Source organism: Streptomyces sp. NPDC096132 (assembly GCF_044763345.1).
In the GTDB taxonomy this organism is placed as follows: Bacteria; Actinomycetota; Actinomycetes; order Streptomycetales; family Streptomycetaceae; genus Streptomyces.
Genome location: NZ_JBIWGA010000007.1, coordinates 161,476 through 185,729, shown reverse-complemented (window position 1 = coordinate 185,729; position 24,254 = coordinate 161,476). Strand labels below are relative to the sequence as shown.

Sequence of the window (24,254 nt, the reverse complement as noted above, 5' to 3'; positions counted from 1 at the left end):
GCACTACTGCTTGGCCCCCACCTCGAACAGCAGCCAGATGAACGCCGCGAGGACGTGCCCCACCGCGATGTAGATGATCAGCCGGATCCAGAGGCTCCGCGGAAAACGCTCCTCCATGTCGGTCATGACGTCTCTCCAGGGGTGGGGCCCAGGCACAGCGTGGCCGTGGGGCTCTGCAGCAGGGTGTGGACGAAGAGCAGTTCGACCCCGTCGGGGTCCTGCGCGGCGAGGCGGTGCGGGGTCAGCGAGTCGAAGTGCGCGCTGTCACCGGGGCCGAGCAGATGGGCGGTGTCCCCGAGGCGCAGCCGCAGCCGCCCGCGCAGGACGTACAGCCACTCCTCCCCGGGGTGCACGCGCACGATGTCGCCCTGGGAGCCGTACGGGAGGTGCACGCGCAGCGCCTGCATGCCCCGCCCGGACGCGCCGGCCTTCCAGTACGTCCAGCCGCCCGCGTGGGTCGGTTCCATGTCGGTGGCGCGGACGACGGCGTCCCGGTCGGCGACCGTCTCGCCGAGCAGTTCCGAGACCGTCGTACCGTAGACCCGGGCGAGCGCGAGCAGCATCGGCAGCGAGGGCTGCCGCTGTCCGGTCTCCAGACGGGAGAGATGGGCGGGCGACAGCCCGGCGGCGCGGGCGGCGGCCTCCAGGGTGAGGGCGGCCCTGCGGCGCAGGGACCGCAGCTGCGGGGCGACGACGGGGAGGACCTCAGCCTGTTCCGCCGGGGCCTCGGGGGGCTCGGACGAAAACGAACTCATACGTCCATTCAGCAGCACTCTTGCCCCTGGGGCAAATTTCTTGCCTCAGAGGCAAAAGCACCCGCTCCGGCGGTCAGCGGTTGGCCACCGCCTGCTTGATCAGCGTCTTGCCGAAGTCCCACATCAGGCCGCCCCCGCCGTGGGCGTCGTCCATCACCTCGGTGAAGGCGTCGACGAACCGGTCCACGTCCCGTTCGCCCACGACCAGCGGCGGGATCAGCTTGATGACCTCCAGGTGGTCGCCGGAGACCTGGGTGAGGATCCGGTGCCGCTGGAGCAGCGGTACGACCACCATCTGGGCGAAGAGTCCCTTGCGGGCGGCCTGCAGCATGGTCCACCGGCTGCGCAGCCCGAGCGAGGTCGGCCTGCCGAACTCGATGCCGATCATCAGGCCCCGGCCGCGTACGTCGGCGAGCAGCTCGTACTTCTCGGTCAGCGCGGCGAGGCGGGACTTCAGCCGCTCCCCGGTGGCCCGGGCGTTCGCGACGATCTGCTCGTTCTCCATCACGGACAGGACCGCGAGGCCCGCCGCCATCGCCTGGGCGTTGGCGCCGAAGCTCGCCGAGTGGACCAGGACGCGGTCGATCGACGAGTAGACCTTCTTGAAGATCCAGTCCTTGCCGAGCGTGGCGCCGACCGGCACATAGCCGCCGGAGAGCGCCTTGGCCACGCACACCAGGTCCGGCTCGACACCGTCCTCGTGCTGGTAGGCGTAGAAGTCGCCGGTCCTGCCGAGGCCGGTCTGCACCTCGTCTGCGATGAGCAGGGCCTTGTGCCGGTGCAGCAGCTCCTGGGCGGCGCGCAGATAGCCGGGCGGGGCCTCGTGCACGCCCTTGCCCTGGATCGGCTCGACGATCAGGGCGGCCACGTCGCCCTTCTTCAGCTCCCTCGCCAGCGCGTCGAGATCGCCGAGCGGTACGGCCGTGTCGGGCAGCAGCGGGGCGAAGCCGTCGCGGAAGCCGTCCTCGCCGTTGACCGACAGCGAGCCGGTGGTCAGGCCGTGGAAGGCGTGGTCGCAGTAGAGGATCCGGGGCTTTCCGGTGGCCCGCCGGGCGAACTTGAGCGCGGTCTCGACCGCCTCGGTCCCGCTGTTGCCGAAGAACACCCGGTCCAGGTGGGGGCTGTGGGCGAGCAGCCGTTCGGCCAGCAGTCCGGGCAACGGCTGGCAGTCGAAGCGGGTGAGGTCGGCCAGGGAGGCGTCGAGGACGTCGTGCAGCGCCTTGCGGACGACGGGGTGGTGGCGGCCCAGGCCCATCACCCCGAACCCGGCGAGCATGTCCAGGTAGTCGTTGCCGTCCGCGTCCCAGAAGTGGGCGCCCTCGGCCCGCTCGTAGACCTTGTCGAAGCCGATAGTGTGCAGCATGCGCGGGAGCTGGTGGTTGAGGTACTTGGCGTGCAGCTCGTAGCGCTCGGCTCCGCGCTCGGCCAGGAGGGCGCCGAGGTCGAACTCCTTGGTCATACGTCTTTCTCCTTGACAGGGCCGTCGACCTCCTTGACGGCGAGACTCGCGCCGATCCGTCCGGCGATCTCGACCGGGGTGAGGCCGATGTCGGCGAGCACCTCGCCGCGTTTGGCGTGCGCGAGGAACTGCTCCGGGATGCCGAACCGCCGTACGGGTACGTCGACTTCGGCGTCCCCCAGGGCCAGCGCCACCGCCGAACCGACGCCCGCCGCACGGCTGTTGTCCTCGACGACGGCCACCATCTTGTGCCGGGCCGCGAGTGCGGGCAGGGCGGGGTCGACCGGTTTGACCCAACGGGGGTCCACCACCGTGCACGTGATGCCCCGCGACTCCAGCAGCTCTGCGGCCTGCAGACAGACCGGCGCCATCACGCCCACGGCGACCAGCAGCACCTGCGCGTCCTCCGCACGGTGCAGCACGTCCATACCGCCCACCTTGTCGACGGCCGGGATCTCGGGCCCGACCGACTCCTTCGGGAAGCGGACCAGGGTCGGCGCGTCGTCCACGGCGACGGCCTCGCGCAGTTGTGCGCGGAGCTGTTCGGCGTCGCGCGGGGCGGCGATGCGCAGTCCCGGCACGACCTGGAGGACGGACATGTCCCACATGCCGTTGTGCGAGGCCCCGTCGACGCCGGTCACCCCGGCGCGGTCCAGGACGAAGGTCACCCCGCACCGGTGCAGCGCCACGTCCATCAGCAGCTGGTCGAAGGCGCGGTTGAGGAAGGTGGCGTAGACGGCGACGACGGGATGCAGCCCGCCGGTCGCCAGGCCCGCCGCGCTGACGGCGGCGTGCTGCTCGGCGATGCCGACGTCCCACACCCGGTCCGGGAAGCGCTCGGCGAACCTGCCGAGCCCCACCGGGTGCAGCATGGCCGCGGTGATCGCCACGACGTCGTCGCGCTCCTCGCCGATGCGGACGATCTCGTCACCGAACACGGACGTCCAGGACGGCCCGCCGGCGGGCCCGAGCGGCGCGCAGGTGAGGGGGTCCATCACGCCGACGGTGTGGAAGTGGTCCTCCTCGTGCGCGAGGGCCGGCTCGTAGCCGCGCCCCTTCTCCGTCAGGCAGTGCACCAGCACCGGCCCGTGGAACCGCTTCGCGCGCCTGAGCGCCGACTCCACGGCCTTGATGTCGTGCCCGTCGATCGGGCCGACGTACTTCAGCCCGAGGTCCTCGAACATGCCCTGCGGGGCGAACGCGTCCTTGAACCCCTTCTTCGCCCCGTGCAGCGACTCGTAGACGGTGTGTCCGACGACCGGGGTCCGCAGCAGGACGTCCTTCCCCCAGGCGAGGACCTTCTCGTAGCCGTCGGTGGTGCGCAGGGTCGCCAGATGGTTGGCGAGGCCGCCGATGGTGGGGGCGTACGAGCGCTCGTTGTCGTTGACGACGACGATCAGCGGCCGGTCCTTGGCGGCCGCGATGTTGTTCAGCGCCTCCCAGGCCATGCCGCCGGTGAGCGCGCCGTCGCCGATGACCGCGACCACATGGCCCTTCTCGCCCTGCACCTGGCGGGCCTTGGCGAGCCCGTCGGCCCACCCGAGGGCGGTGGAGGCGTGGCTGTTCTCGATGACGTCGTGCTCGGACTCCTCGCGGGACGGGTAGCCGGACAGACCGCCCTTGCCCCGCAGTTTGGAGAAGTCCTGTCGTCCCGTCAGAAGCTTGTGGACGTAACTCTGATGGCCGGTGTCCCACAGGATGCGGTCGACCGGTGACTCGAAGACCCGGTGGAGCGCGATGGTGAGTTCCACCACCCCCAGGTTGGGCCCGAGGTGTCCGCCGGTCCTGGCGACCGCGTGCACCAGGAAGTCCCTGATCTCTTCGGACAGTTCACCGAGCTCCGGCTCGGACAGCGCCTTCAGGTCACGTGGTTGCCGGATGTTCTCCAGGATCGTCACGATCGGGCCCCCTTCGGTCCGTGCTGTTCAACTCACGGTGACGGCCGGCTCCCCCGCCGCGACGCCGTCCTGCTCCATCTGCTCGGCGATCTTCATCGCCTCTTCGATGAGGGTCTCCACGATCTTCGACTCGGGGACGGTCTTGATGACCTCGCCCTTGACGAAGATCTGCCCCTTGCCGTTGCCGGAGGCGACCCCGAGGTCGGCCTCCCGTGCCTCTCCGGGGCCGTTGACCACGCACCCCATGACCGCGACGCGCAACGGGACCTCCATGCCCTCCAGCCCCGCCGTGACCTCGTCGGCCAGCTTGTAGACGTCGACCTGGGCCCGCCCGCAGGACGGGCAGGAGACGATCTCCAGGCGCCGCTGCCGCAGGTTCAGCGACTCCAGGATCTGGATGCCGACCTTGACCTCCTCGGCGGGCGGGGCGCTGAGCGAGACCCTGATGGTGTCGCCGATGCCCCGGCTCAGCAGGGCCCCGAAGGCGACCGCCGACTTGATCGTGCCCTGGAAGGCCGGGCCCGCCTCCGTCACACCCAGATGCAACGGGTAGTCGCACTGGGCGGCCAGCTGGCGGTACGCCTCGATCATCACGACCGGGTCGTTGTGCTTGACCGAGATCTTGATGTCCCGGAAGTCGTGCTCCTCGAAGAGGGACGCCTCCCACAGCGCGGACTCGACCAGGGCCTCCGGGGTCGCCTTGCCGTACTTCTGGAGCAGGCGGCGGTCCAGCGAGCCGGCGTTGACACCGATCCGGATGGGCGTGCCGTGCTCCTTCGCCGCCTTCGCGATCTCCTTGACCTTGTCGTCGAACTGCTTGATGTTGCCCGGGTTCACGCGGACCGCCGCGCAGCCCGCCTCGATCGCGGCGAACACGTACTTCGGCTGGAAGTGGATGTCCGCGATCACCGGGATCTGCGACTTGCGCGCGATCGTCGCGAGGGCGTCCGCGTCGTCCTGCGTGGGGCAGGCGACGCGGACGATCTGGCAGCCGGACGCGGTCAGCTCGGCGATCTGCTGCAGGGTCGCGCCGACGTCGGACGTACGGGTCGTCGTCATCGACTGCACCGACACCGGTGCCCCGCCGCCGACCGCCACCGGGCCGACGTGGATCCGCCGCGACACACGCCGCTCGGCGACCGGCCGGGCCGGCACCTCCGGGACGCCCAGGGAGACGGCGGTCATGGCGTCACTCCCGGTTTCCGGAGACCGTCTCGCGCATCGCGCGCAGCGACTCCTTGAGCGAGCCCATGGTGGCGAGGACGGCGGTGGGCTCGTAGCCGCAGTGCGCCATGCAGTTGGCGCAGCGCGGGTCCTTGCCCCGGCCGTACTTGTCCCAGTCGGTCTCCTCGACCAGCTCCCGGTACGTCGGCACGTACCCGTCGCTCATCAGGTAGCAGGGGCGCTGCCAGCCGAAGAGCGAGTAGTTCGGGATCGCCCACGCCGTGCACGGGAAGTCGACCCTGCCCTCCAGGAAGTCCAGGAACAGCGGGGAGTGGTTCAGCCGCCAGCGGCGCCGGTTGCCGCCCGCGAAGGCCTTCTTGAACAGCTCGCGGGTCTGCTCCACGCCCAGGAAGTGCTCCTGGTCGGGCGCCTTCTCGTAGGCGTAGGCGGGCGAGATCATCATCTCGTCGACCTTGAGGTCGTCGTTGAGGAAGTTCAGCACCTCGATGATGGTCTGCGGGGTGTCGGTGTTGAAGAAGGTCGAGTTCGTGGTCACCCGGAAGCCGCGCCGCTTGGCCTCCTTGATCGCTGCCACTGCCTCGTCGAACACGCCCTCCTTCGCCACCGACTCGTCGTGGCGCTCCCGCAGGCCGTCGATGTGCACCGCGAAGGCGAAGTAGGGAGAGGGCGTGAACTTGTCCATCTTCTTGCGCAGCAGCATGGCGTTGGTGCACAGGAAGACGTACTTCCTGCGTGCCACCAACTGCCGCACGATCTCGTCGATCTGAGGGTGCATCAGGGGCTCACCGCCCGCGATGGACACCATCGGCGCACCGGACTCCAGCACCGCGCCCACGGCCTGGGCGACGGGCATGCGCTGCTTGAGCACTCCCGCCGGATGCTGGATCTTGCCGCAGCCCTCGCACTTGAGGTTGCAGGCGAAGAGCGGTTCCAGCTCGACGATCAGCGGGAACTTGTCACGCTTGCGGATCTTCTGTTCGGCCAGGTAGGTAGCGACCTTGATGGACTGGCGCAGCGGCATGGCCATTCGGCTCACCTCCGGGGGAGCAGCACATTACGGTGCCATTCGAAGAATGCAGGCAGGACGGAACGAAGGACACGGAAAGCCGATATTCCACCGCGCACCGTGCCGATCCGGACCAGTTCATGTTCTGGAGCGTCCACGACCACTCGGACGGCCGCAACCGGGCGTCCGTCCGCGCGCACGGCGCTCAGGAGCGTGGCCGCCGACTCCATGTCGACGGCGATGGCGCCGGTCGCGAGCAGATCGGCCCGCTCGTGACCGCGTACGACGTGGTCGGAGCCGGTGAGGGGGCCGGTGTGGACGGTACGGCCCGGCAGGGTGCGGACGAGTTCCTTGACGAGCAGTTCGGTGCCCACGCACGGCACGGTGCCGCGCGGGTCGCGGGTCTCCTCGGCGACGACCAGGTCGCCGGGGTGCATGCCGGGGGCGAGCCCGGCGCAGAAGCCCGTGGCCAGGACGGCCGCCCCGCCGAGCACCGGGTCGGCGAGGACCCGGGTGACGGAGCGTTCGGCCGCCTTGGGCCCCATGCCCGTGCGCAGGACGGTGACGGGCCCGCCGGCCCCGCTGCGGTCGCCCATGCGCAGGGCGAGGTGCTCGATGCCGAGCGCACAGGCGATCAGCAGCGGGGCCGGGACGGGCTGCGTGCTCATTCAGCTCCCCTTGACCTCGGAGGAAGCCGCCTCACCGGAGACCGGCCGGGCCTTGGTGCCGAACGGCTCCCCGTGGACGTACCGCCCAAGCGCGGTCAGCGGGAAGACCTGCCGGTAGAGGTGGTAGTTGATCGAGAAGTCCCACGGGAAGCCGGTGCCGGTGAAGTAGGGCTCGTCCCAGGAGCCGTCCTCCCGCTGGGTCTCCGCCAGCCAGGCGACACCGCGTTCGACGGCCTTGGAGTGCCTCTCCCCCGCCGCCAGCAGGGCCATCAGCGCCCAGGCCGTCTGGGAGGCGGTGGAGGCGCCGCGGCCGCTCCAGCGGGACGCGTCCTGGTAGGAGCGCAGGTCCTCGCCCCAGCCGCCGTCGTCGTTCTGGACCCGCTCCAGCCAGGCGACCGCCCGGCGCAGGGCCGGGTGGTGGGTGGGCAGTCCGGCGGCGGTCAGCGCGGGCACCACCGAGCCGGTGCCGTAGACGTAGTTGACGCCCCAGCGGCCGAACCACGAGCCGTCCGGCTCCTGTTCGGCGAGCAGCCACTGGATGCCGCGCCGGGTGCGCGGGTCGTGGGAGAGACCCTCGACGGCGAGCATCTCCACCACGTGTGCGGTGACGTCGGCCGACGGCGGGTCGATGACCTCGCCGAAGTCGCAGAACGGCAGCCGGTTGGGGAACGGGCTGGTGTTGTCGACGTCGAAGGCGCCCCACGCGCCGTTCCTCGACTGCATCCCGAGGTTCCAGCGCACCCCGCGCCCGATCGCCTTCTCCACCCGCTCCGGGTCGTGGTGGCGGACCCGGCGCAGCGCCAGGACGACCTCGGCGGTGTCGTCGATGTCGGGGTAGTTGTCGTTGTGGAACTCGAACGCCCAGCCGCCCGGCGGGAGTCCGGGCCTGCGTACGGACCAGTCGCCCGGCCGCACGACCTGCTCGCCGAGCATCCAGTCGGCGGCCTTGACCAGTTGCGGATGGTCGTCGGGCAGTCCGGCGTCGGCGAGCGCGATGGTCGCCAGGCAGGTGTCCCACACCGGCGACTGGCAGGCCTCGATCATCCGGGCGCCGTCCTCGCGCCACACGGCGTAACGATCCAGCGACTTCAGCCCCTCGCGCATCACGGGGTGCTCGAGGTCGTAGCCCAGCAGGTGCAGGGCGATCATCGAGTACACGGCCGGGGGCTGGATGCCGCCCCAGCAGCCGTCGTTCTCCTGCCGCTCGATGATCCAGCGGGCGGCGGAGTTCATGGCGGCCTTGCGCAGCCTGCGCACCGCGACCGTGCGATAGCCGCGGACGACCTTGTCGAGCCGCTGGAAGAGCCCGTCCCAACTGTTCACCGGAGCGAGGGGCTTGGGCGGGTTGGGGTCGGCCGGGTCGGTGTGGAGTTCGTCGAGCGGGAACGGCGCCGGGCGCACCGGGCGCTTCGCCGAGACGATGGTGAGCGGGACGATGGTCTGCCGGGCCCAGCAGCCGAAGTTGTAGATGCTGAGCGGGAACCACCTGGGGAAGTACAGGAGTTCCGGCGGGAGTTCGGGCAGGTCCTCCCACTTCCACCAGCCGAACAGGGCCAGCCAGATGCGGGTGAAGACCCGGGCCGAGGCGATGCCTCCGTGGTCCCGGATCCAGGCGGAGGCCTTGGCCATGTGGGGCGCGTCGGGGGCGTCCCCGGCCAGGCGCAGGGCGACGTACGCCTCGATGGTGGCGGAGAGTTCGGGCGGGCCGCCGTAGAAGGTGGCCCAGGTGCCGTCGTCGCGCTGCTCGCCGCGGACGAAGAGGGCGGCGGCCTGCGTGGTGGCCTCGTCCCGGATGCCCAGGAACTGACGGAGCAGCAGGTCCTCGGCGTCCATGGTGACGTTGGTCTCGAGATCGCCCTTCCACCAGCCCTCGACGTCCTGCCGGGCGAGGAGGAAGTCGGTGGCGCGCCGCACCGCGCGTTCGGCGGCTTCTTGTACCCCGGCCGCCACGGGGATGGTGATGTCGGTTTCGCTGGCCGCGGCCGCCCGGGGCGGCAGGGCCGCCCCGGTGCTTCCGTCGGTCGTCGCTGTCATGGCTTCCCCTTCGTGCAGTCGTGCGAAGTCGTGCTGCTGTGGGAACGCCGTCGGCCGGTGCGTCTCTCGCCTCGCTGCACCGGCCGGCGACTACGCGAGGACTATTCGACCGATAGTGCTCATCTCTTTCGTACGACGACGAAGTCGGCGAGCGCCGTGAACCGGGCCCGCACCTGCTCGGGCATGTCGACGGCGTTCAGGGCTTCGATGGCGATGGTGTGCTGACGGCGTGCCTCCTCCGCGGTCCACTCACGGCCGCCCGCCTCCTCGATGAGGGCCGCGCGGGCCGCGAACTCCTCCTCGGAGAAGTTCTCGAAGTCGCTGCTCTTGGCGTCGGCGGCGAGGATCTCGCCGAGCCGCTCGGAGGCGGGGCCGCCCGCCGCGAGGGCGGCCACGACCGGCAGGGACTTCTTGCGCTGGCGCAGGTCGCTCCAGGTCTGCTTGCCGGTGGAGACCGGGTCGCCCCAGATGCCGAGGAGGTCGTCGACGGCCTGGAAGGCCAGGCCGAGGTGGTACCCGTACCTCTCCAGGGTGTCGGCGGTGCGCTCGTCGGCGCCGCCGAGCACGGCGCCGATGGAGCTGGCGCAGGCCAGCAGGGCGCCGGTCTTGTTGCCCTCCATCTCCAGGCACTCCTCGACGCTGACGCGGTCGCGGTGCTCGTAGGAGATGTCCTGGGCCTGACCGTCGATCAGGGCACGGGTGGCGGTGGTCAGCCGGCGGGTGGCGCGGCCGGCCTCGGCGGTGCCGAGTTCGAGGAGGATCTCGTTGGCGAGGGCGAACAGGGCGTCGCCGACCAGGATGGCCTGGGCGGGGCCGTGCACCTTCCAGACGGTGTCGCGGTGGCGGCGCTGCTCGTCGCCGTCCATCAGGTCGTCGTGCAGGAGCGAGAAGTTGTGGACCAGCTCCACGGCGACCGCGCCGGGCACCCCGACCTCGGGGGCGGCGCCGGTGACCTCGGCGGAGAGCACGGCGAGCGCGGGACGTACGGCCTTGCCGCCGTCGCCGTCGGTCGGGTTGCCGTGGGCGTCGATCCAGCCGAAGTGGTAGGCGGCGACCGTGTCCATGGGCGGCGCCAGCCGGTCGACGGCGGCCCGGAGCACCGGTGTGGCCAGGGTGCGGCCGCGCTCCAGGAGCGCGGTCACGTCCACCGCGGTCCTGTGAGCGGCCGGCGAGGCCGGGGGCACAGTGGGCACAGTTTCTCCTCTTGTTGCGGTACCGGAGGGGGTGCGGGGGTGTGCCGAGCCGTGCTGATCGAGCATCAGGCCGCCTCCTCGAACGCGAAGAGGCGGGTTGGTCGGGGCCGGCCGAGGGCGCTCAGCGCGGCGTCCGCCGCACTCACGCCGCTGCGGACCGCACTCTCCATGGTCGCGGGCCACCCTGTGGCGGTCCACGCACCGGCCAGGTACAGGCCGGGGGCTTGGGTGCGGGCGCCGGGACGCAGGCGCCCGACGCCGGGGGCGGGAGCGAACGTCGCCGTGCGCTCCCGGGTGACGAAGAAGTCCCTCACCTCGGCGCCGCGCGTGCCCGGCAGCAGCCGTTCCAGTTCGGGCAGATAGCGCTCGCGCAACTCGGCGACGGGGGTGTCGATCTCGTCGTGCGCCGCCGACTGCGACAGCGCGAGGTACTGGCCCTCGCGCAGCCCGGAGGCGTCGGTGCGGTCGAAGACCCACTGCACGGGCGTGCCCAGTGCCGCGAGGAACGGGGCGTCCAGCACCTTGCGGTCATAGACCACATGGACGTTGAGGATGGGCGCGGTGCCGATCTCCAGCAGCCGTTCGGGGGCGTCGAGCGCCCCGGCCGGCAGCAGGTCGTACGTCTCGCGCTGCGGTACGGCGAGGACGACGGCGTCCGCGGTGAGCGTCTCGCCGGGAACCTGAACGCTCCACGTCTCGTTCTCGTCGGGGGAGACGGAGGTGACGCGTGTACGGACCTCGGTGCGCACGCCCGCGGAGTCGAGCGCCTTGCGGGCCAGCCCGTCGTGCAGTTCGCCCAGCGGGACGTGCGCCCAGCCGATGTCGGCCGCGCCCGGGTCGGACAGCAGACCGGTCTTGAACACCATCGCGGCGAGCCCCAGCGAGGAGTCGCCCGCGGCCGCGTTGAGGGTGGCGATCCCGACCAGGTCCCACAGGGCCTCGACGGCGCGCGCCGACTGGCCGTGCGCGGTCAGCCAGCTGCCGAAGTCCTGTGCGTCCAGGGCCGGATCGGCGAGGTCGAGCCCCTTGAGCGCGAGCGCGGCCCGGCCCACCTTGGCGCGTTCGGCGAGCGAGAGGTGCGGATACGTGGCGAGGCTGCGCCCCAGATGCAGGGGCACCGGCAGCGCGTCGCGCCGCAGCCTGCCCAGCCGTCGCCCCTCGGGCTTCGCGACGTCGACGACGGGCACGTCGAGACGGTCCTGCAGCGGTGCCAGCGCGCTGCCCTCGACGCGGTCGAGGAACCAGCGGTAGGCGGTGCAGCAGCGCAGGTAGACGTGCTGGCCGTTGTCGACGGTCAGTTCGCCGCGCCGGAAGGAGAAGGCCAGACCGCCCAGGCGGGGCCGGCCCTCCAGCAACGTCACGCGCACACCCGCGTCGGCGAGCGCGAGCGCGGCGGTGACGCCGGCGAGCCCGCCGCCGACGACGACGGTGTGGCGCCCGTCCGCGGCCTGCCGCTCCTCGCTCATCGTGCACCCTCCCCTGCGGTCCCGCCGTGGTAGGTGAACTCTGCACGGCGGGTCGTTGCAGTCAGGGACGCCGCGCCGTTGCGGAGGGTTGCGTGCCGCTTTTCCGTGGTTCCTGCGTTTTCTCCGGCGGCATCACCTTGGTCCACTGTGTCTCCCAGGGCGTCCATCAGGCGTGCCTCCTGACGGTCTGGCGGGAGACGTGCCGGGCGTCCAGGCCCGACAGGCCGCGCACGGCGACGTAGGCCTTCTCCCGGCCGGGCAGCGAGACCCGGCCGCGCAGTACGGCCGCGGGGTCGCGTTCGATGCGGTCGAGGAGGCGGCGGTAGATGCCGGCCATGGCGGCGACACAGGCGCCGCTGCGCCGGTCGAGCATGGGCAGCAGCCGGTAGCCCTCGGCGAACAGGGCGCGGGCCCGGCGCACCTCGAAGTGCACGAGCCCCGCGAAGTCGGAGCCCTCCGGCGGGCGCGCCCCGTCGAACCCGGCCGAGCAGCCGAACTTGGCGAGGTCGTCGGCGGGCAGATAGGTCCGGCCGCCCGCCGCGTCCTCGCGGACGTCCCGGAGGATGTTGGTCAGCTGGAGTGCGAGCCCGAGCGTGTCCGCGTACTCCGGCGCGCGTTCGGCGCCGCGCGCCCCCGGTTCGGTGCCGAACACGCCGAGCGAGAGGCGTCCGATGGCGCCCGCCACACAGCGGCAGTACACCTTCAGGTCGTCCCAGGTCTCGTAGGTCTCGCCGCGTACGTCCATCAGGACGCCGTCGATCAGTTCGTCCAGGCCGCCCAGCGGGACCGGGAAGGCGCGGGCGGTGTGGGCGAGGGCGACCGCGACGGGGTCGGTGTCGTCCTCGTCGACCTCACCGGCCCGGATCCGGGTGAGCAGCGCGCGGGTGTCCTCGAGCCGGGCGGTCTTGACGTCGGCCGCCAGGGCACCGTCGCCGATGTCGTCGACGCGGCGTGAGAACGCGTACAACGCCGACATCGCGCGGCGCTTGGCGGTGGGCAGCAGCCTGATGCCGTAGGCGAAGTTCCGGGCCTGCTGCCCGGTGACGGCCTCGCAGTAGCTGTAGGCGGCGAGTACCGGTGCGGACACGTGCGGTGACGACTCCACGGTCCGGATCACCCCTCTCCTCGCAGGGTCACGCCCACCTCGCGCAGCAACCGGAGCTTGCCGGGCTTGGGCGGGCCGGGAAGTACGTCGTATTCGGTGGCGGCGATCGCGTGGATTGCCGCCCTTCCCCCCGCCACGAAACCTGCGAGCAGCAGCCTCAGCCTGCCGTGGACGCTACCCACCAGGGGGGCGCCTTCATTCAGGAGTTCGCGGGCGCGTTGCGCTTCGTACGCAACCAGGGCGCGCACGGATGCGCCCGCGCTTTTCGTGGCGAGATCCGCCTCCTGGACGTGAAAGCGCTTCATGTCCGCGGCGGGCAGGTAGACGCGGTCGCGGCCGAGGTCCTCGGCCACGTCCTGCAGGTGTTCGACGATCTGCAGTGCGGTGCAGATCGCGTCGGAGCGGCGGATCCGCTCGGGGGTCGCGGTACCGGTGACGGCGAGGACGAGGCGGCCCACGGGGTTGGCGGAGAGCTCGCAGTAGGCGAGGAGGTCGTCGTAGGTCTCGTAGCGCTTGACGAGCTGGTCCTGGCGGTTGGCTGCGATCAGCGCGAGGAACGGTTCGGGGGTGAGGGCGCGGCGGTGGACCGTGGAGCGCAGGCGGCGCAGCAGGGGGTGGCGGGGCTCGCCGTCGAAGACGCGCCGGAGGTCGGCCTCGAAGGCGTCGAGGAGGAGGAGCCGGTCCTCGGCGTCGGTGGCCGAAACGCCGAGCAGGCGGGCGTCGGTGCCGCCGGGGGCGAGGTCGCCGTCGCCGATGTCGTCGACGAGGCGGGCGAAGCCGTAGACGGCCGTCAGGTCCTCGCGCCAGGCCCTGGGGAGGAAGAACGGGGCCACCGGGAAGTTCTCGTCCGCGGCTTTGTCGAGGGTGCCGCGCTCCACGTCGCCGGTGCGGGACACGGTCGGCGCCGTCATCGTTTACTGCCCGGGGCAGGGACGGCACATGCTGCGTTGAGCTGGGGAGTTTCCGTAGCCATTGCCGTCACATCTCCCGTTCTACACCGCCGACCCAAGACACACTATTTCGGACACGCCGCCCGGCCGTCCGCACGGCAGCCCCGACCAAGGGTGTCGCGCATTATCGCCCCACTTGACGCGTTTCGGGACCTGTCACAGCTTACGTTGTACAACGCAGCGAGGTTCGCGCGGGTGTCCCGCAGATCACAACAACACACCGATTGGTGTCAAGATTCCTACGGCGGCCAGGAGTTGACGCTTCCTTTGCAGACGCGGGGCCCCACCGGGCAGTTCCGGCAGGGCCCAGGTCGATCCCGGCTACTTGCCCGTGAACTTCTCGTACTCCTTGAGGACCTCTTCCGTGGGTCCGTCGAGGCGGAGTTCGCCGCGTTCCAGCCACAGGACGCGGTCGCAGGTGTCGCGGATCGACTTGTTGCTGTGACTGACCAGAAACACCGTGCCCGCGTGCTTGCGCAGTTCCCGGATGCGTTCCTCGGAGCGCTTTTGGAACTTGCGGTCGCCGGTGGCCAGCGCCTCGTCGATCATCAGGACGTCGTGGTCCTTGGCGGCCGCGATGGAGAACCGCAGCCGGGCCGCCATGCCGGAGGAGTAGGTGCGCATCGGCAGGGTGATGAAGTCGCCCTTCTCGTTGATGCCGGAGAAGTCGACGATCTCCTGGTAGCGCTCCTTGATCTGCTCCCGGGCCATGCCCATGGCCAGGCCGCCGAGGATGACGTTGCGCTCGCCGGTGAGGTCGTTCATCAGCGCCGCGTTCACGCCGAGCAGCGAGGGCTGCCCGTCGGTGTAGACCTTGCCGCTCTCCGGCGGCAGCAGACCGGCGATGGCGCGCAGCAGGGTGGACTTGCCGGAGCCGTTGGAGCCGATCAGGCCGATGGCCTCGCCCCGGTAGGCGACGAAGGAGACGCCGCGCACCGCGTGGACCTTGCGCACACCGCGTTCCTCGCCGCGCTTGAGGATGCGGCTGAGGGCGGCGGTGGCGCTGCCCTTGCCGGTCTTGGCGCCGTTGACGCGGTAGACGATGTGCACGTCGTCGGCGATGACGGTGGGAATGCGCTGCCCCGGAATCTGGTCAGCCACGGCCGTACCTCTCCTCCGCCTTCCAGAAGTACAGGAAGCCGCCGACCGCCATCAGCAGGGCCCAGGCGCCGGCGACGGCCCAGACGTGGTCGGGGAGGTTCTCGGCGCCGTACTCCTCGATGAGCGCGAAGCGCATGAGGTCCATGTAGATGGCCGCCGGGTTCCACTGCAGGACGTTCGCCACCCACTGCGGCTTGTCCGCGAGGAAGACGGGGATGGAGAACATCACGCCGGACGCGTACATCCAGGTCCGCATCACGAACGGCATCAGCTGCGCCAGGTCGGGGGTCTTCGCGCCGGCCCGGGCGAAGATCAGCGCCAGTCCGGTGTTGAAGGCGAACTGCAGGATCAGCACCGGCACGATCAGCGCCCAGGAGGCGTCCGGGTAGCTGCCGAAGCCGATCACGACGACGAACATCACCAGCATCGAGTACAGCAGCTGCTGGAGCTGCTGCAGCGCGAAGGAGATCGGCAGCGAGGCGCGCGGGAAGTGCAGGGCGCGCACCAGGCCGAGGTTGCCGGAGATCGCCCGTACGCCGCTCATCACCGAGCTCTGGGTGAAGGTGAACACGAAGACGCCCGTGACCAGGAACGGGATGTACACGTCCTTGGACATCCCTCGGCTGGCGTTGAGCAGCACGCCGAAGATCATGAAGTACACGAACGCGTTCAGCAGCGGCGTCGCCACCTGCCACAGCTGGCCGAGCTTGGCCTGGCTGTACTGGGCGGTCAGCTTCGCCCGGGAGAACGCCAGGATGAAGTGGCGCCGGCCCCAGAGCTGGCGGACGTACTCCCGCACCGGGGGCCGGGCGCCGCTCACGGCCAGCCCGTACTTGGCGGCCAGCTGCGCGGCCGTGAGGCCCTCGTCGGGCGACGGAGGCGCACTCACCGCGACTCCGCCGTCATGCGTTGTCTCACTCACAAGTAGGAAACTTTCGTCTTCGGGATGCGCGGCCTTGACGGGGCCGGCATGAGCCGGGGGGCTCGCGGTCAGGTCCGGGAGCCCTCAGGGACGAGCTTGTCAGATGACCGGGGGGCGGCCCAGTCGGGTCAGCCGCCACACCGTACGCCACTTCATGGGCCTGCGCGGACCGCACGATGTGGTCCAGCCTTCCCGGAAGCCGCCGAACCACGCCTTCAGGGCGGACCGCGAGGGGCGGCGCGCCAGCGTGAGCAGCAGCCAGACCCCGAGATAGACGGGGACCAGCACGGCCGGCAGGTTGCGGCGGGCCAGCCAGACCCGGTTGCGGGCGACCATCCGGTGGTAGACCGCGTGCCGCGAGGGCGCGGTCGTGGGGTGGTACAGCACCATGTCGGACCGGTAGTCGATCATCCAGCCCGCGTCGAGGGCCCGCCATGCCAGGTCGGTCTCCTCGTGGGCGTAGAAGAACTCGTCCGGCAGTCCGCCCACTTCTGCGAAGACCTTCGTACGAACGGCGTTGGCGCCGCCCAGGAAGGTGGTGACCCGGGAGGAGCGCATCGGGTCGGAGGCCCGCAGCCGGGGGACGTGCCGGCGTTGGGTGACGCCGGTGTCCGGGTCGGCGATGCGGAAGCTGACGATGCCCAGCTTCGGGTCGGCCCCGAAGGCCCGGCGGCACAGCTCGGCGGTGTCGTGGTGGGCGAGCAGGCCGTCGTCGTCGAGGAAGAGCAGGATGTCGACGTCGCGGCCGCTGGGGCCGAAGGCCTCGATGCCGACGTTGCGGCCACCGGGGATGCCCAGGTTCTCGGGCAGCTCGACCGTCCTGACGCCCTCGGGGACGTCCGGGACGGGCGAGCCGTTGCCGACCACGACGACCTGGACCGGGTCGCCGTCCTGCTTGGCGACCGAGTCGATCAGGGCTCGGAGCTCGTCGGGGCGGTTGCCCATGGTGATGATCACCGCGCCGACCTTCGGGGCGCTCACTTGAGCCTGCTCGACGCGAGGATCGACACCAGGTGCAGCAGGGTCTGCAGCAGGGCGATGCCGGCGAGGACGGCGACGCCGAGCCGGGTGAAGAAGAGGTCGCCGCGGATCTGGTCGACGATCGCCAGGGCGAGGATCAGCAGGGACGCCTCGATGCCGAGGATCAGCCGGTGGAACTTGAGCGCGGCGGCGGCCCGGCGGGCCAGCGCCATGCCGGAGGAGCGCATCTCGGCGGCGGCCTCCTTGACGGGCGGCTTCCCGGCCTGGTGGCGGGCGACCCCGACCAGGTCGGTCTCGGCCTTGATCAGGATGGCGCCGAGTGCGGCCAGCGTGCCGAGGAAGGCCCACAGCCAGTCGATCCGGCCGCTGCCCCAGAGGTCGGCGGCGCGCAGCCCGAAGCCGACCAGGACGGCCGCGTCGGTGAGATACGCCCCGACCCGGTCCAGATAGACGCCGTTCAGCGAGTACTGCTTCTTCCAGCGGGCGATCTCGCCGTCGACGCAGTCCAGCAGCAGGTACAGCTGGACGCACACCACACCGAGCACGGCGCCCCAGATCCCCGGCACCAGCAGGGCCGGGGCCGCGAGGACGCCGAAGACGGTCATCAGGTACGTGAGCTGGTTGGGCGTGACCCTGGTGTTGACCAGGTAGCGGTCCACCCGCAGGGACACCTCTCGCATGTAGAGGCGTCCCATCCAGTGCTCACCGCTGCGCCGGTCCTTCACCCCCGGGGGGTGGACGACCGGTCTGAGTTCAGCTACCGATGGCCTTGACATAGTCGGCGTAGATGTCCTTGATCTGTTCGGTCTTGAGGTCGAGGTGTTCGAGGATCGTGTAGCGGCCGGGCCGGGTCTCGGGGGCGAACTCCACGGCGCGGACGAACTCGTCCACGGTGAAGCCGATCTCCTCCGGCAGTACCGGCAGTCCGTGCCGCCTGAGCACCTCGGCCATGTAGGCCGACTCCTCGTGGGCTCCGCGCAGGTACATCGCGAAGGCGGCGCCGAGGCCGCACTGCTCGCCGTGGGCCGCGGCGCGCTTGGGGTAGAGCAGGTCGAAGGCGTGGTTGATCTCGTGGCAGGCCCCGGAGGACGGGCGGGAGTCGCCCGACACCGACATGGCGATGCCGCTGAGCACCAGCGCCTCGGCCAGCACCTGGAGGAAGCCGGTGTCCCCGATGCCGCCGGGATGCCTCAGGACGGCCTCGCCGGCCTGGCGGGCGATCGCGGCGGCGAGGCCGTCGATCTTCTCGCCCTTGACCCGGTTGGCGAGCTCCCAGTCCGCGATGGCCGAGATGTTCGACACCGCGTCGCCGATGCCGGCGCGCACGAACCGCACCGGGGCCTCGCGGATGACGTCCAGGTCGATCACGACGGCGATCGGGTTGGGCACACCGTAGGAGCCGCGGCCCGCGTCGTTGTCGAGGGTGGCGACCGGCGAGCACAGGCCGTCGTGCGCGAGGTTCGTCGGTACGGCGACCAGCGGGAGGCCGACGCGTGCCGCGGCGAACTTGGCACAGTCGATGATCTTGCCGCCGCCCAGGCCCACGACCGCGTCGTAGCGGCCGGCCTTTATGTCGCCGGCGAGCCGCACCGCGTCGTCGAGGGTGCCGCCGCCGACCTCGTACCAGGTGGCGCCGGGCAGGGAGGGCGCGAGCCGCTCGCGCAGCCGGGCGCCCGAGCCGCCACTGACGGCGACGGCGAGCTTGCCGGAGTGCGAGATGCGTTCGTCGGCGAGGACCCCGACCAGGTCGTCGAGGGCACCCGGGCGGATGTCCACGACGACCGGCGAGGGGATGAGCCGGGTCAGTACTGGCACGCGATCTCCCGTCCGCGGGCGAGATCGTCGTGGTTGTCGATCTCCACCCACTGCACGTCGCCGATCGGGGCGACGTCGATCCGGAAGCCGCGGTTGACCAGCTCCTGGTAGCCGTGCTCGTAGAACTGCTGCGGGTCGGTCTCCCACACCGTCCTCAGCGCGTCGGCCAGCTCGGGGGCGGCGTCGCCCTCGATGAGGGTGACACCGATGTACTCGCCGGTGGCCTCGGCGGGGTCCATCAGCTTGGTGATCTTCTGGACGCCCTTGTCGGGGTCGACGACGACCTTCATCTCCTCGTCGGCCAGTGACTTCACGGTGTCGAGGGCGAGGACGATCCGCTTGCCCTCGCCACGGGCGGCGAGCAGCGTCTTCTCGACGGAGACCGGGTGCACGGTGTCGCCGTTGGCGAGGATCACGCCGTCCTTGAGGGCGTCACGGCCGCACCACAGGGAGTAGGCGTTGTTCCACTCCTCGGCCTTGTCGTTGTCGATGAGGGTGAGCTTGAGGCCGTACTTCGCCTCCAGCGCCTTCTTGCGCGCGTACACGGCCTCCTTGCGGTAGCCGACGATGACCGCGACCTCGGTCAGACCGATCTCGGCGAAGTTGCCGAGGGTCAGGTCCAGGACCGTGGGTTCGCCCTCTATGCCCGCGGGGCCCACCGGCACCAGAGCCTTGGGCAGGCTGTCGGTGTAGGGGCGCAGACGCCGTCCGGCGCCGGCCGCCAGCACGAGGCCGATCATGCGGGTTCTCCTTCATCGTGTACGGCGGGGGCCCCGGAGGACACCCAGAAGCGGATGCTCTCGACGAGCACCACGAGGGCGACGGCCACGGCGAGGACCGTGAGCGCGACCTTGAACTGCGTGCCGGTGAGCAGGGCGGCCAGCACCGCGACGAGCAGCGTCCGCCCCTCCTGCCCCCCGATGGCGCGCACCAGCCAGGCCGGCGGCGCGCCGGCGTTGCCGCGGATGCGGTACACCGTGTCGTAGTGATGGTAGGCGACGGCGGCCACCAGCCCGAAAGCCGCAGGAAGGGCTCCGTTCACGTCCGCTCTGGCTGCCAGGATCAGGACGGTGCCGTATTCGGCGGCGCGGAAGATCGGCGGGATCAGCCAGTCGAGGGCGCCCTTGAGAGCGTGCGAGACGGCGTCGGCGGACAGCAGGACGTAGACGGCGGCGCACACGACGACCGACCAGCCCGGCCCGTCGATCCAGGCCGCCAGCACGAGACACACCGCGCCGATGGCGGCGAGGACAGGCGCCAGTACGGGGAGCCGGCTCGGCAGGAAGCGCGCGAACAACTGGGCGAGCGCGCCGCTGTCCGTCAGTTCCGCCAGCGCCTGCGCCGCCCGGTCGGTCCGCTTGGCCTTGCGGGTCAGCGACCGCAGGACCCGGCCTGCGGTGGTGTACGTCGCCGCGAAGGCGCAGCCGATCAGCAGCGCGTAGAAGGTGATGCGGGGAGTCGTGGCCGCCGTCAGGACGGCGATCATGGCCCATCGTTCGCCGATGGGCAGGACTATCATCCGCCGCACCCAGACCGTCCAGCCGACGCTGTCGAGCCTGCCGGAGAGGGCGGCGGTGGGGCTGGTGTTGGCGGTGGCGTCGTGGTTGGCCTCGTTGAAGGAGAAGTCGACCACGTGCCGGCAGGTCTGCAGGATCATCGCGCCGAGCGCCAGCGCCCAGACGTCGTCGCCGCCCCGGGCGGCTCCCAGCGCGAGTCCGGCGTAGTAGGCGTACTCCTTGATCCGGTCGAAGGTGGCGTCCAGCCAGGCGCCGAGTGTGGAGTACTGCAGGGAGTAGCGGGCGAGCTGACCGTCGGTGCAGTCCAGGACGAAGGACGCGATGAGCAGGACGCCGGCCGCGACGAAGCCGCCCCGGGTGCCGGTGGCCGCGCACCCGGCCGCGATCAGCGCGGTGATCAGGGAGGCGGTGGTGACCTGGTTCGGGGTGAGGCCCCGGCGGGCGCACCAGCGGGCGATGTAGCGGGAGTAGGGGCTGATGAAGAAGGTGGTGAAGAAGCCGTCCCGGGCCTTCACGGCCGACTTCAGGCGTACGGCCTCGTCGTCGACGGCGGCGACGGCCTGCCGAGCCTCGTTGCGGGCCTGCGGATCGGCGGGGACCACGGCGACCAGGCTGCCCAGCTCGGGGCGGTGGACGTCGGCGCCCTCGGCGTCGAGCGCGGTGACGACACGGTCGGCGAGGCTGTCGACGTCCTCCACGCTCGACTGCGTCCGCGCCGGGGCACCCCCGGGGGCGGTGCCGCCGCCGGAGGAGTTCTCGCGGGCCAGCGCGCGGGTGAGGGCCTGCCGGCCTTCGGGCTGCGCGGTGAGCGCGCCCGGGATCGCGGCGAGCGGGAAACGCGGGTCGGTCAGGCCGAGGCGCAGGGCGTGCTCGTGGCCCACGAACCGGGCGTCGACGACGGCGACCCGCTCCTGGACCGGCACCGCGGCGAGCAGCGCCTCGGTGTCGGCGGCGTCGGCGGCCGGCCGGACGTCGAAGCCGAGGGAGCGCAGATCGCCCTCGATCGACGATCCGGGGACCGGCTGACCGGTGAGGATGGCGGTCGGCAACCGAACTCACTCCCTGGGTCCCGACGCGTCAGCGCCGGTCGTGTACGCGGTGGGGGCACCCTTGGCCTGCCCCGGTCGGGGCCGGGCGGGCGGCATGTCGGCAGAGGCTATCGGATGCCGGGAAGGCCGTGTTCACCGGCCGTTCAGCTCCGATCAACGCGGTTCGGCGGCACGGTGTGCACCGGCCCTTGCCGAGATCATCATCATCGATCGGCGGCCCGCCCCACAAACCGCGCACCCCCGGAGCAGACATCGGGGACATTGCGGGCGGCGCGGGGCGGCGGCATAGGGTGGGCGGCCATGACGTGGCTGATCACCGGCGGAGCCGGATACATAGGGGCCCATGTGGCGCGTGCCATGACCGGGGCCGGGGAGCGCGTCGTCGTCCTGGACGACCTCTCGGCCGGCGTCCCGGCCCGGCTGCCGGCAAACGTGCCGCTCGTCCGGGGCTCGTCGCTGGACGCCGCCCTGCTCAAGGGGGTCCTGGCCGAGCACGCGGTGACGGGTGTGGTGCACCTGGCCGCGCACAAGCAGGTCGCCGAGTCGGTGGCGCAGCCCACCCGCTACTACCGGGAGAACGTCGGCGGTCTGGCCACGCTCCTGGAGACGGTGGCCGAGGCCGGGGTGCGGCGGTTCGTGTTCTCGTCCTCCGCGGCCGTGTACGGCAACCCGGACGTGGACCTCGTCACGGAGGACACCCCGTGCGCCCCGGTGAACCCGTACGGCGAGACCAAGCTCGCCGGGGAGTGGCTGGTGCGGGCGGCCGGGCAGGCGCACGGCATCGCGACGACGTGTCTGCGCTACTTCAACGTGGCCGGGGCGGCGGCGCCCGAGCTGGCCGACACCGGGGTGTTCAACATCGTCCCGATGGTCTTCGACCGGCTGACCCGCGACGAGGCCCCGCGGATCTTCGGCGACGACTATCCGACGCCGGACGGCACCTGTGTCCGGGACTACATCCATGTCGCCGATCTGGCCGAGGCGCATCTCGCGGCGGCCCGGCGGCTGGCGGACCCGGCGGTGTCCGGGGACCTGACGGTGAACATCGGGCGCGGCGAGGGCGTCTCGGTGCGCGAGCTGGTCACGCTGATCGGCGAGGTGACCGGCGACACCCGGCCCCCGGTCGTGGAGGGGCGGCGCCCCGGGGACGCGCCGCGCGCGGTCGCCTCGGCCGCGCTGGCCGGGCGGGAGCTGGGGTGGGCGGCCCGCCTCGGGGTGCGCGAGATGGTGGACTCGGCCTGGCGGGGCTGGCGGCTCCACCACCGCTGAGCACCCGGTGAGGGCGCCCTGACCTGCGTTTCGTTTCCGCAGGTCAGGGCACATGACAACGGTGTTCAGTGCCGCGTTGCCGGATACCCCCCACCCGTAGTTCACTGTGATCCCGGGCGACCACAGGAGGGTGCTTCCCATGGGGGCTGGGCACGACCACGGCCACGCGCATTCCCATGCGCCGACCACCGGCACGGCAGCGGCGGCGTACCGCGGCAGGCTGCGCGTCGCGCTGTCGATCACGCTCACCGTCATGGTGGTCGAGATCGTCGGAGGGATCCTGGCGGACTCCCTCGCGCTGATCGCGGACGCGGCGCACATGGCGACGGACGCGCTGGGCCTGGGCATGGCGCTGATCGCCATCCACTTCGCCAACCGTCCGGCGAGCACCAACCGCACCTTCGGGTACGCGCGTGCCGAGATCCTGGCCGCGCTCGCCAACTGTCTGCTGCTGCTCGGGGTGGGCGGCTACGTCCTGTACGAGGCGGTGCAGCGGTTCTTCACGCCGGCCGGTACCGAGGGCGGGCTGATGCTCTGGTTCGGCGCGATCGGCCTGGTCGCGAACATGATCTCGCTCACGCTGCTGATGCGGGGCCAGGCGGAGAGCCTGAACGTGCGCGGGGCGTTCCTGGAGGTGGCGGCGGACGCCCTGGGCTCGGTCGCGGTGCTGATCTCGGCGGCCGTGATCCTGACCACCGGCTGGCAGTACGCCGACCCGATCGCCTCGCTGGTCATCGGCCTGATGATCGTGCCCCGGACGGTGAAGCTGCTGCGCGAGACGCTCGACGTGCTGCTGGAGTCGGCGCCCAAGGACGTCGACATGGCGCAGGTGCGGGCACACATCGTCGCCCTGGACGGGGTGGAGGACGTGCACGATCTGCACGCCTGGACGATCACCTCGGGGATGCCGGTGCTGTCGGCGCACGTGGTGGTGCGCTCGGACGTGCTGAACGCGATCGGCCACGAGAAGATGCTGCACGAACTGCAGGGCTGCCTCGGCCATCACTTCGACGTGGAGCACTGCACCTTCCAGCTGGAGCCGAGCGGCCACGCGGAGCACGAGGCGCGGCTCTGCCACTGAGCCGGACCCACGCGTCCGCCGGGCCGAGCCGCTCAGAAATTCGCACACCCGTTCAGGACGATTTCCCCTCCGAAGCCCCGGGCAAGATCACTCCCGGGGGTGCCGGTCGCCCCGCGCGGGACAGGCGCGGCGTTTGCACGAAGCGCCAAGAGCGCCGGGCTCGTACGGCAGACTGGGGATGCGAGGACCGATGCTAAGGATGGGTATGCCGATCACACCTGCCACCGCGACGCACAGCTCGTCGAGCGGCACCGCGGACGCGATTCTGCTGGAACTGGTCGACGAGAACGGTGTGACGATCGGCACCGAGGAGAAGCTCGCCGCCCACCAGCCGCCGGGCCGGCTGCACCGCGCGTTCTCCGTGTTCCTCTTCGACGAGCGGGGCCGGCTGCTGCTCCAGCAGCGGGCGCTCGGCAAGTACCACTCCCCCGGTGTGTGGTCCAACACCTGCTGCGGTCACCCCTACCCCGGCGAGGCGCCGTTCGCGGCGGCCGCCCGGCGCACGTTCGAGGAGCTGGGAGTGTCCCCGTCGCTGCTCGCCGAGGCGGGCACGGTCCGCTACAACCATCCGGACCCGGCGTCGGGGCTGGTGGAGCAGGAGTACAACCATCTCTTCGTGGGGCTCGTGCAGTCGCCGCTCGGACCGGATCCGGAGGAGGTCGGCGACACCGCCTTCGTGACACCCGCCGAGCTGGCCGAGCGGCACGCCAAGGACACCTTCTCCTCCTGGTTCATGACCGTGCTGGACGCGGCCCGGCCCGCCGTGCGGGAGCTGACGGGGCCGTCGGCCGGCTGGTGAC

At 71.2% G+C, this 24,254-nt stretch carries 23 protein-coding genes; 3 read left to right on the top strand and 20 right to left on the bottom strand.

The genetic code is table 11. The features are described 5' to 3' along the window. Positions 1–3 precede the first annotated feature (3 nt). From ACIRF9_RS18765 to ACIRF9_RS18670, 20 genes are all read right to left on the bottom strand, one after another. Complete coding sequence (locus ACIRF9_RS18765) at positions 4–126, bottom strand: DUF6126 family protein (protein ID WP_390849426.1); 123 nt, start codon at positions 124–126, stop codon at positions 4–6. After that, positions 123–755, bottom strand: a complete 633-nt coding sequence (locus tag ACIRF9_RS18760) for a helix-turn-helix domain-containing protein (protein ID WP_403822921.1) — start codon at positions 753–755, stop codon at positions 123–125. The genes ACIRF9_RS18765 and ACIRF9_RS18760 overlap by 4 nt, the downstream gene beginning before the upstream one ends. Before the next feature lie 73 nt (positions 756–828). Then, on the bottom strand, positions 829–2,214 hold the full coding sequence (locus ACIRF9_RS18755; RefSeq protein ID WP_403822918.1) for an aspartate aminotransferase family protein: 1,386 nt from the start codon (positions 2,212–2,214) through the stop codon (positions 829–831). Beyond that, the gene (gene dxs / locus ACIRF9_RS18750; protein ID WP_403822915.1) at positions 2,211–4,112 is read right to left on the bottom strand and encodes a 1-deoxy-D-xylulose-5-phosphate synthase; all 1,902 of its coding nucleotides are present in this window, start codon (positions 4,110–4,112) and stop codon (positions 2,211–2,213) included. Before dxs ends, ACIRF9_RS18755 begins: the two co-directional genes overlap by 4 nt. A 27-nt stretch (positions 4,113–4,139) precedes the next feature. Then, the gene (gene ispG / locus ACIRF9_RS18745) at positions 4,140–5,297 is read right to left on the bottom strand and encodes a flavodoxin-dependent (E)-4-hydroxy-3-methylbut-2-enyl-diphosphate synthase (protein ID WP_403822912.1); all 1,158 of its coding nucleotides are present in this window, start codon (positions 5,295–5,297) and stop codon (positions 4,140–4,142) included. A 4-nt stretch (positions 5,298–5,301) separates the two neighbouring features. Continuing rightward, on the bottom strand, positions 5,302–6,324 hold the full coding sequence (gene hpnH / locus ACIRF9_RS18740) for an adenosyl-hopene transferase HpnH (RefSeq protein WP_403822909.1): 1,023 nt from the start codon (positions 6,322–6,324) through the stop codon (positions 5,302–5,304). A 5-nt stretch (positions 6,325–6,329) separates the two neighbouring features. Then, positions 6,330–6,971 carry a 1-hydroxy-2-methyl-2-butenyl 4-diphosphate reductase gene (locus ACIRF9_RS18735; RefSeq protein ID WP_055635841.1) on the bottom strand — a complete coding sequence of 214 codons (642 nt, stop codon included), beginning with the start codon at positions 6,969–6,971 and terminating at the stop codon, positions 6,330–6,332. Further along, on the bottom strand, positions 6,972–9,005 hold the full coding sequence (shc, locus tag ACIRF9_RS18730; RefSeq protein WP_403822905.1) for a squalene--hopene cyclase: 2,034 nt from the start codon (positions 9,003–9,005) through the stop codon (positions 6,972–6,974). It abuts the gene before it with no gap. Positions 9,006–9,124: 119 nt separating this feature from the next. Next, a complete protein-coding gene (locus tag ACIRF9_RS18725) occupies positions 9,125–10,189 on the bottom strand; it encodes a polyprenyl synthetase family protein (protein ID WP_403823617.1) in 1,065 nt (354 codons plus the stop codon). 74 nt (positions 10,190–10,263) lie between these two features. Further along, positions 10,264–11,664 (bottom strand): hydroxysqualene dehydroxylase HpnE, encoded by a 1,401-nt coding sequence (hpnE, locus tag ACIRF9_RS18720; protein WP_403822902.1) that lies wholly within the window; start codon positions 11,662–11,664, stop codon positions 10,264–10,266. Then, positions 11,661–11,831 carry a DUF6380 family protein gene (locus ACIRF9_RS18715; protein ID WP_403822899.1) on the bottom strand — a complete coding sequence of 57 codons (171 nt, stop codon included), beginning with the start codon at positions 11,829–11,831 and terminating at the stop codon, positions 11,661–11,663. Before ACIRF9_RS18715 ends, hpnE begins: the two co-directional genes overlap by 4 nt. After that, the gene (gene hpnD / locus ACIRF9_RS18710; protein ID WP_403822896.1) at positions 11,831–12,781 is read right to left on the bottom strand and encodes a presqualene diphosphate synthase HpnD; all 951 of its coding nucleotides are present in this window, start codon (positions 12,779–12,781) and stop codon (positions 11,831–11,833) included. Before hpnD ends, ACIRF9_RS18715 begins: the two co-directional genes overlap by 1 nt. Next, positions 12,778–13,680: a squalene synthase HpnC gene (gene hpnC, locus ACIRF9_RS18705; protein WP_403822893.1), complete on the bottom strand. Its 903-nt coding sequence runs from the start codon at positions 13,678–13,680 to the stop codon at positions 12,778–12,780. Before hpnC ends, hpnD begins: the two co-directional genes overlap by 4 nt. A 360-nt stretch (positions 13,681–14,040) precedes the next feature. Beyond that, complete coding sequence (locus tag ACIRF9_RS18700; protein ID WP_403822891.1) at positions 14,041–14,820, bottom strand: ABC transporter ATP-binding protein; 780 nt, start codon at positions 14,818–14,820, stop codon at positions 14,041–14,043. Further along, entirely contained in the window at positions 14,813–15,742 is a 930-nt protein-coding gene (locus tag ACIRF9_RS18695) for an ABC transporter permease (protein ID WP_403822888.1), read from the bottom strand. Before ACIRF9_RS18695 ends, ACIRF9_RS18700 begins: the two co-directional genes overlap by 8 nt. 99 nt (positions 15,743–15,841) lie before the next feature. Continuing rightward, entirely contained in the window at positions 15,842–16,687 is an 846-nt protein-coding gene (locus tag ACIRF9_RS18690; protein ID WP_403823614.1) for a glycosyltransferase family 2 protein, read from the bottom strand. A gap of 32 nt (positions 16,688–16,719) precedes the next feature. Further along, positions 16,720–17,499, bottom strand: coding sequence for a CDP-alcohol phosphatidyltransferase family protein (locus ACIRF9_RS18685; protein ID WP_403822885.1), 780 nt, complete (start codon positions 17,497–17,499; stop codon positions 16,720–16,722). Further along, positions 17,477–18,538 (bottom strand): iron-containing alcohol dehydrogenase family protein, encoded by a 1,062-nt coding sequence (locus tag ACIRF9_RS18680; RefSeq protein ID WP_403822882.1) that lies wholly within the window; start codon positions 18,536–18,538, stop codon positions 17,477–17,479. Before ACIRF9_RS18680 ends, ACIRF9_RS18685 begins: the two co-directional genes overlap by 23 nt. Continuing rightward, the gene (locus tag ACIRF9_RS18675; RefSeq protein WP_403822879.1) at positions 18,526–19,278 is read right to left on the bottom strand and encodes a sugar phosphate nucleotidyltransferase; all 753 of its coding nucleotides are present in this window, start codon (positions 19,276–19,278) and stop codon (positions 18,526–18,528) included. The genes ACIRF9_RS18680 and ACIRF9_RS18675 overlap by 13 nt, the downstream gene beginning before the upstream one ends. Next, a complete protein-coding gene (locus tag ACIRF9_RS18670) occupies positions 19,275–21,104 on the bottom strand; it encodes a DUF5941 domain-containing protein (protein ID WP_403822876.1) in 1,830 nt (609 codons plus the stop codon). The genes ACIRF9_RS18675 and ACIRF9_RS18670 overlap by 4 nt, the downstream gene beginning before the upstream one ends. 300 nt (positions 21,105–21,404) lie before the next feature. Here ACIRF9_RS18670 and galE point away from each other — a divergent pair, with 300 nt between their 5' ends. From galE to idi, 3 genes are all read left to right on the top strand, one after another. Beyond that, positions 21,405–22,373 (top strand): UDP-glucose 4-epimerase GalE, encoded by a 969-nt coding sequence (gene galE, locus ACIRF9_RS18665; protein ID WP_403822873.1) that lies wholly within the window; start codon positions 21,405–21,407, stop codon positions 22,371–22,373. A 139-nt stretch (positions 22,374–22,512) separates the two neighbouring features. Then, positions 22,513–23,454 carry a cation diffusion facilitator family transporter gene (locus ACIRF9_RS18660; protein WP_403822870.1) on the top strand — a complete coding sequence of 314 codons (942 nt, stop codon included), beginning with the start codon at positions 22,513–22,515 and terminating at the stop codon, positions 23,452–23,454. A gap of 205 nt (positions 23,455–23,659) precedes the next feature. Further along, the gene (idi, locus tag ACIRF9_RS18655; protein ID WP_403822867.1) at positions 23,660–24,253 is read left to right on the top strand and encodes an isopentenyl-diphosphate Delta-isomerase; all 594 of its coding nucleotides are present in this window, start codon (positions 23,660–23,662) and stop codon (positions 24,251–24,253) included. Position 24,254: the final 1 nt, after the last annotated feature.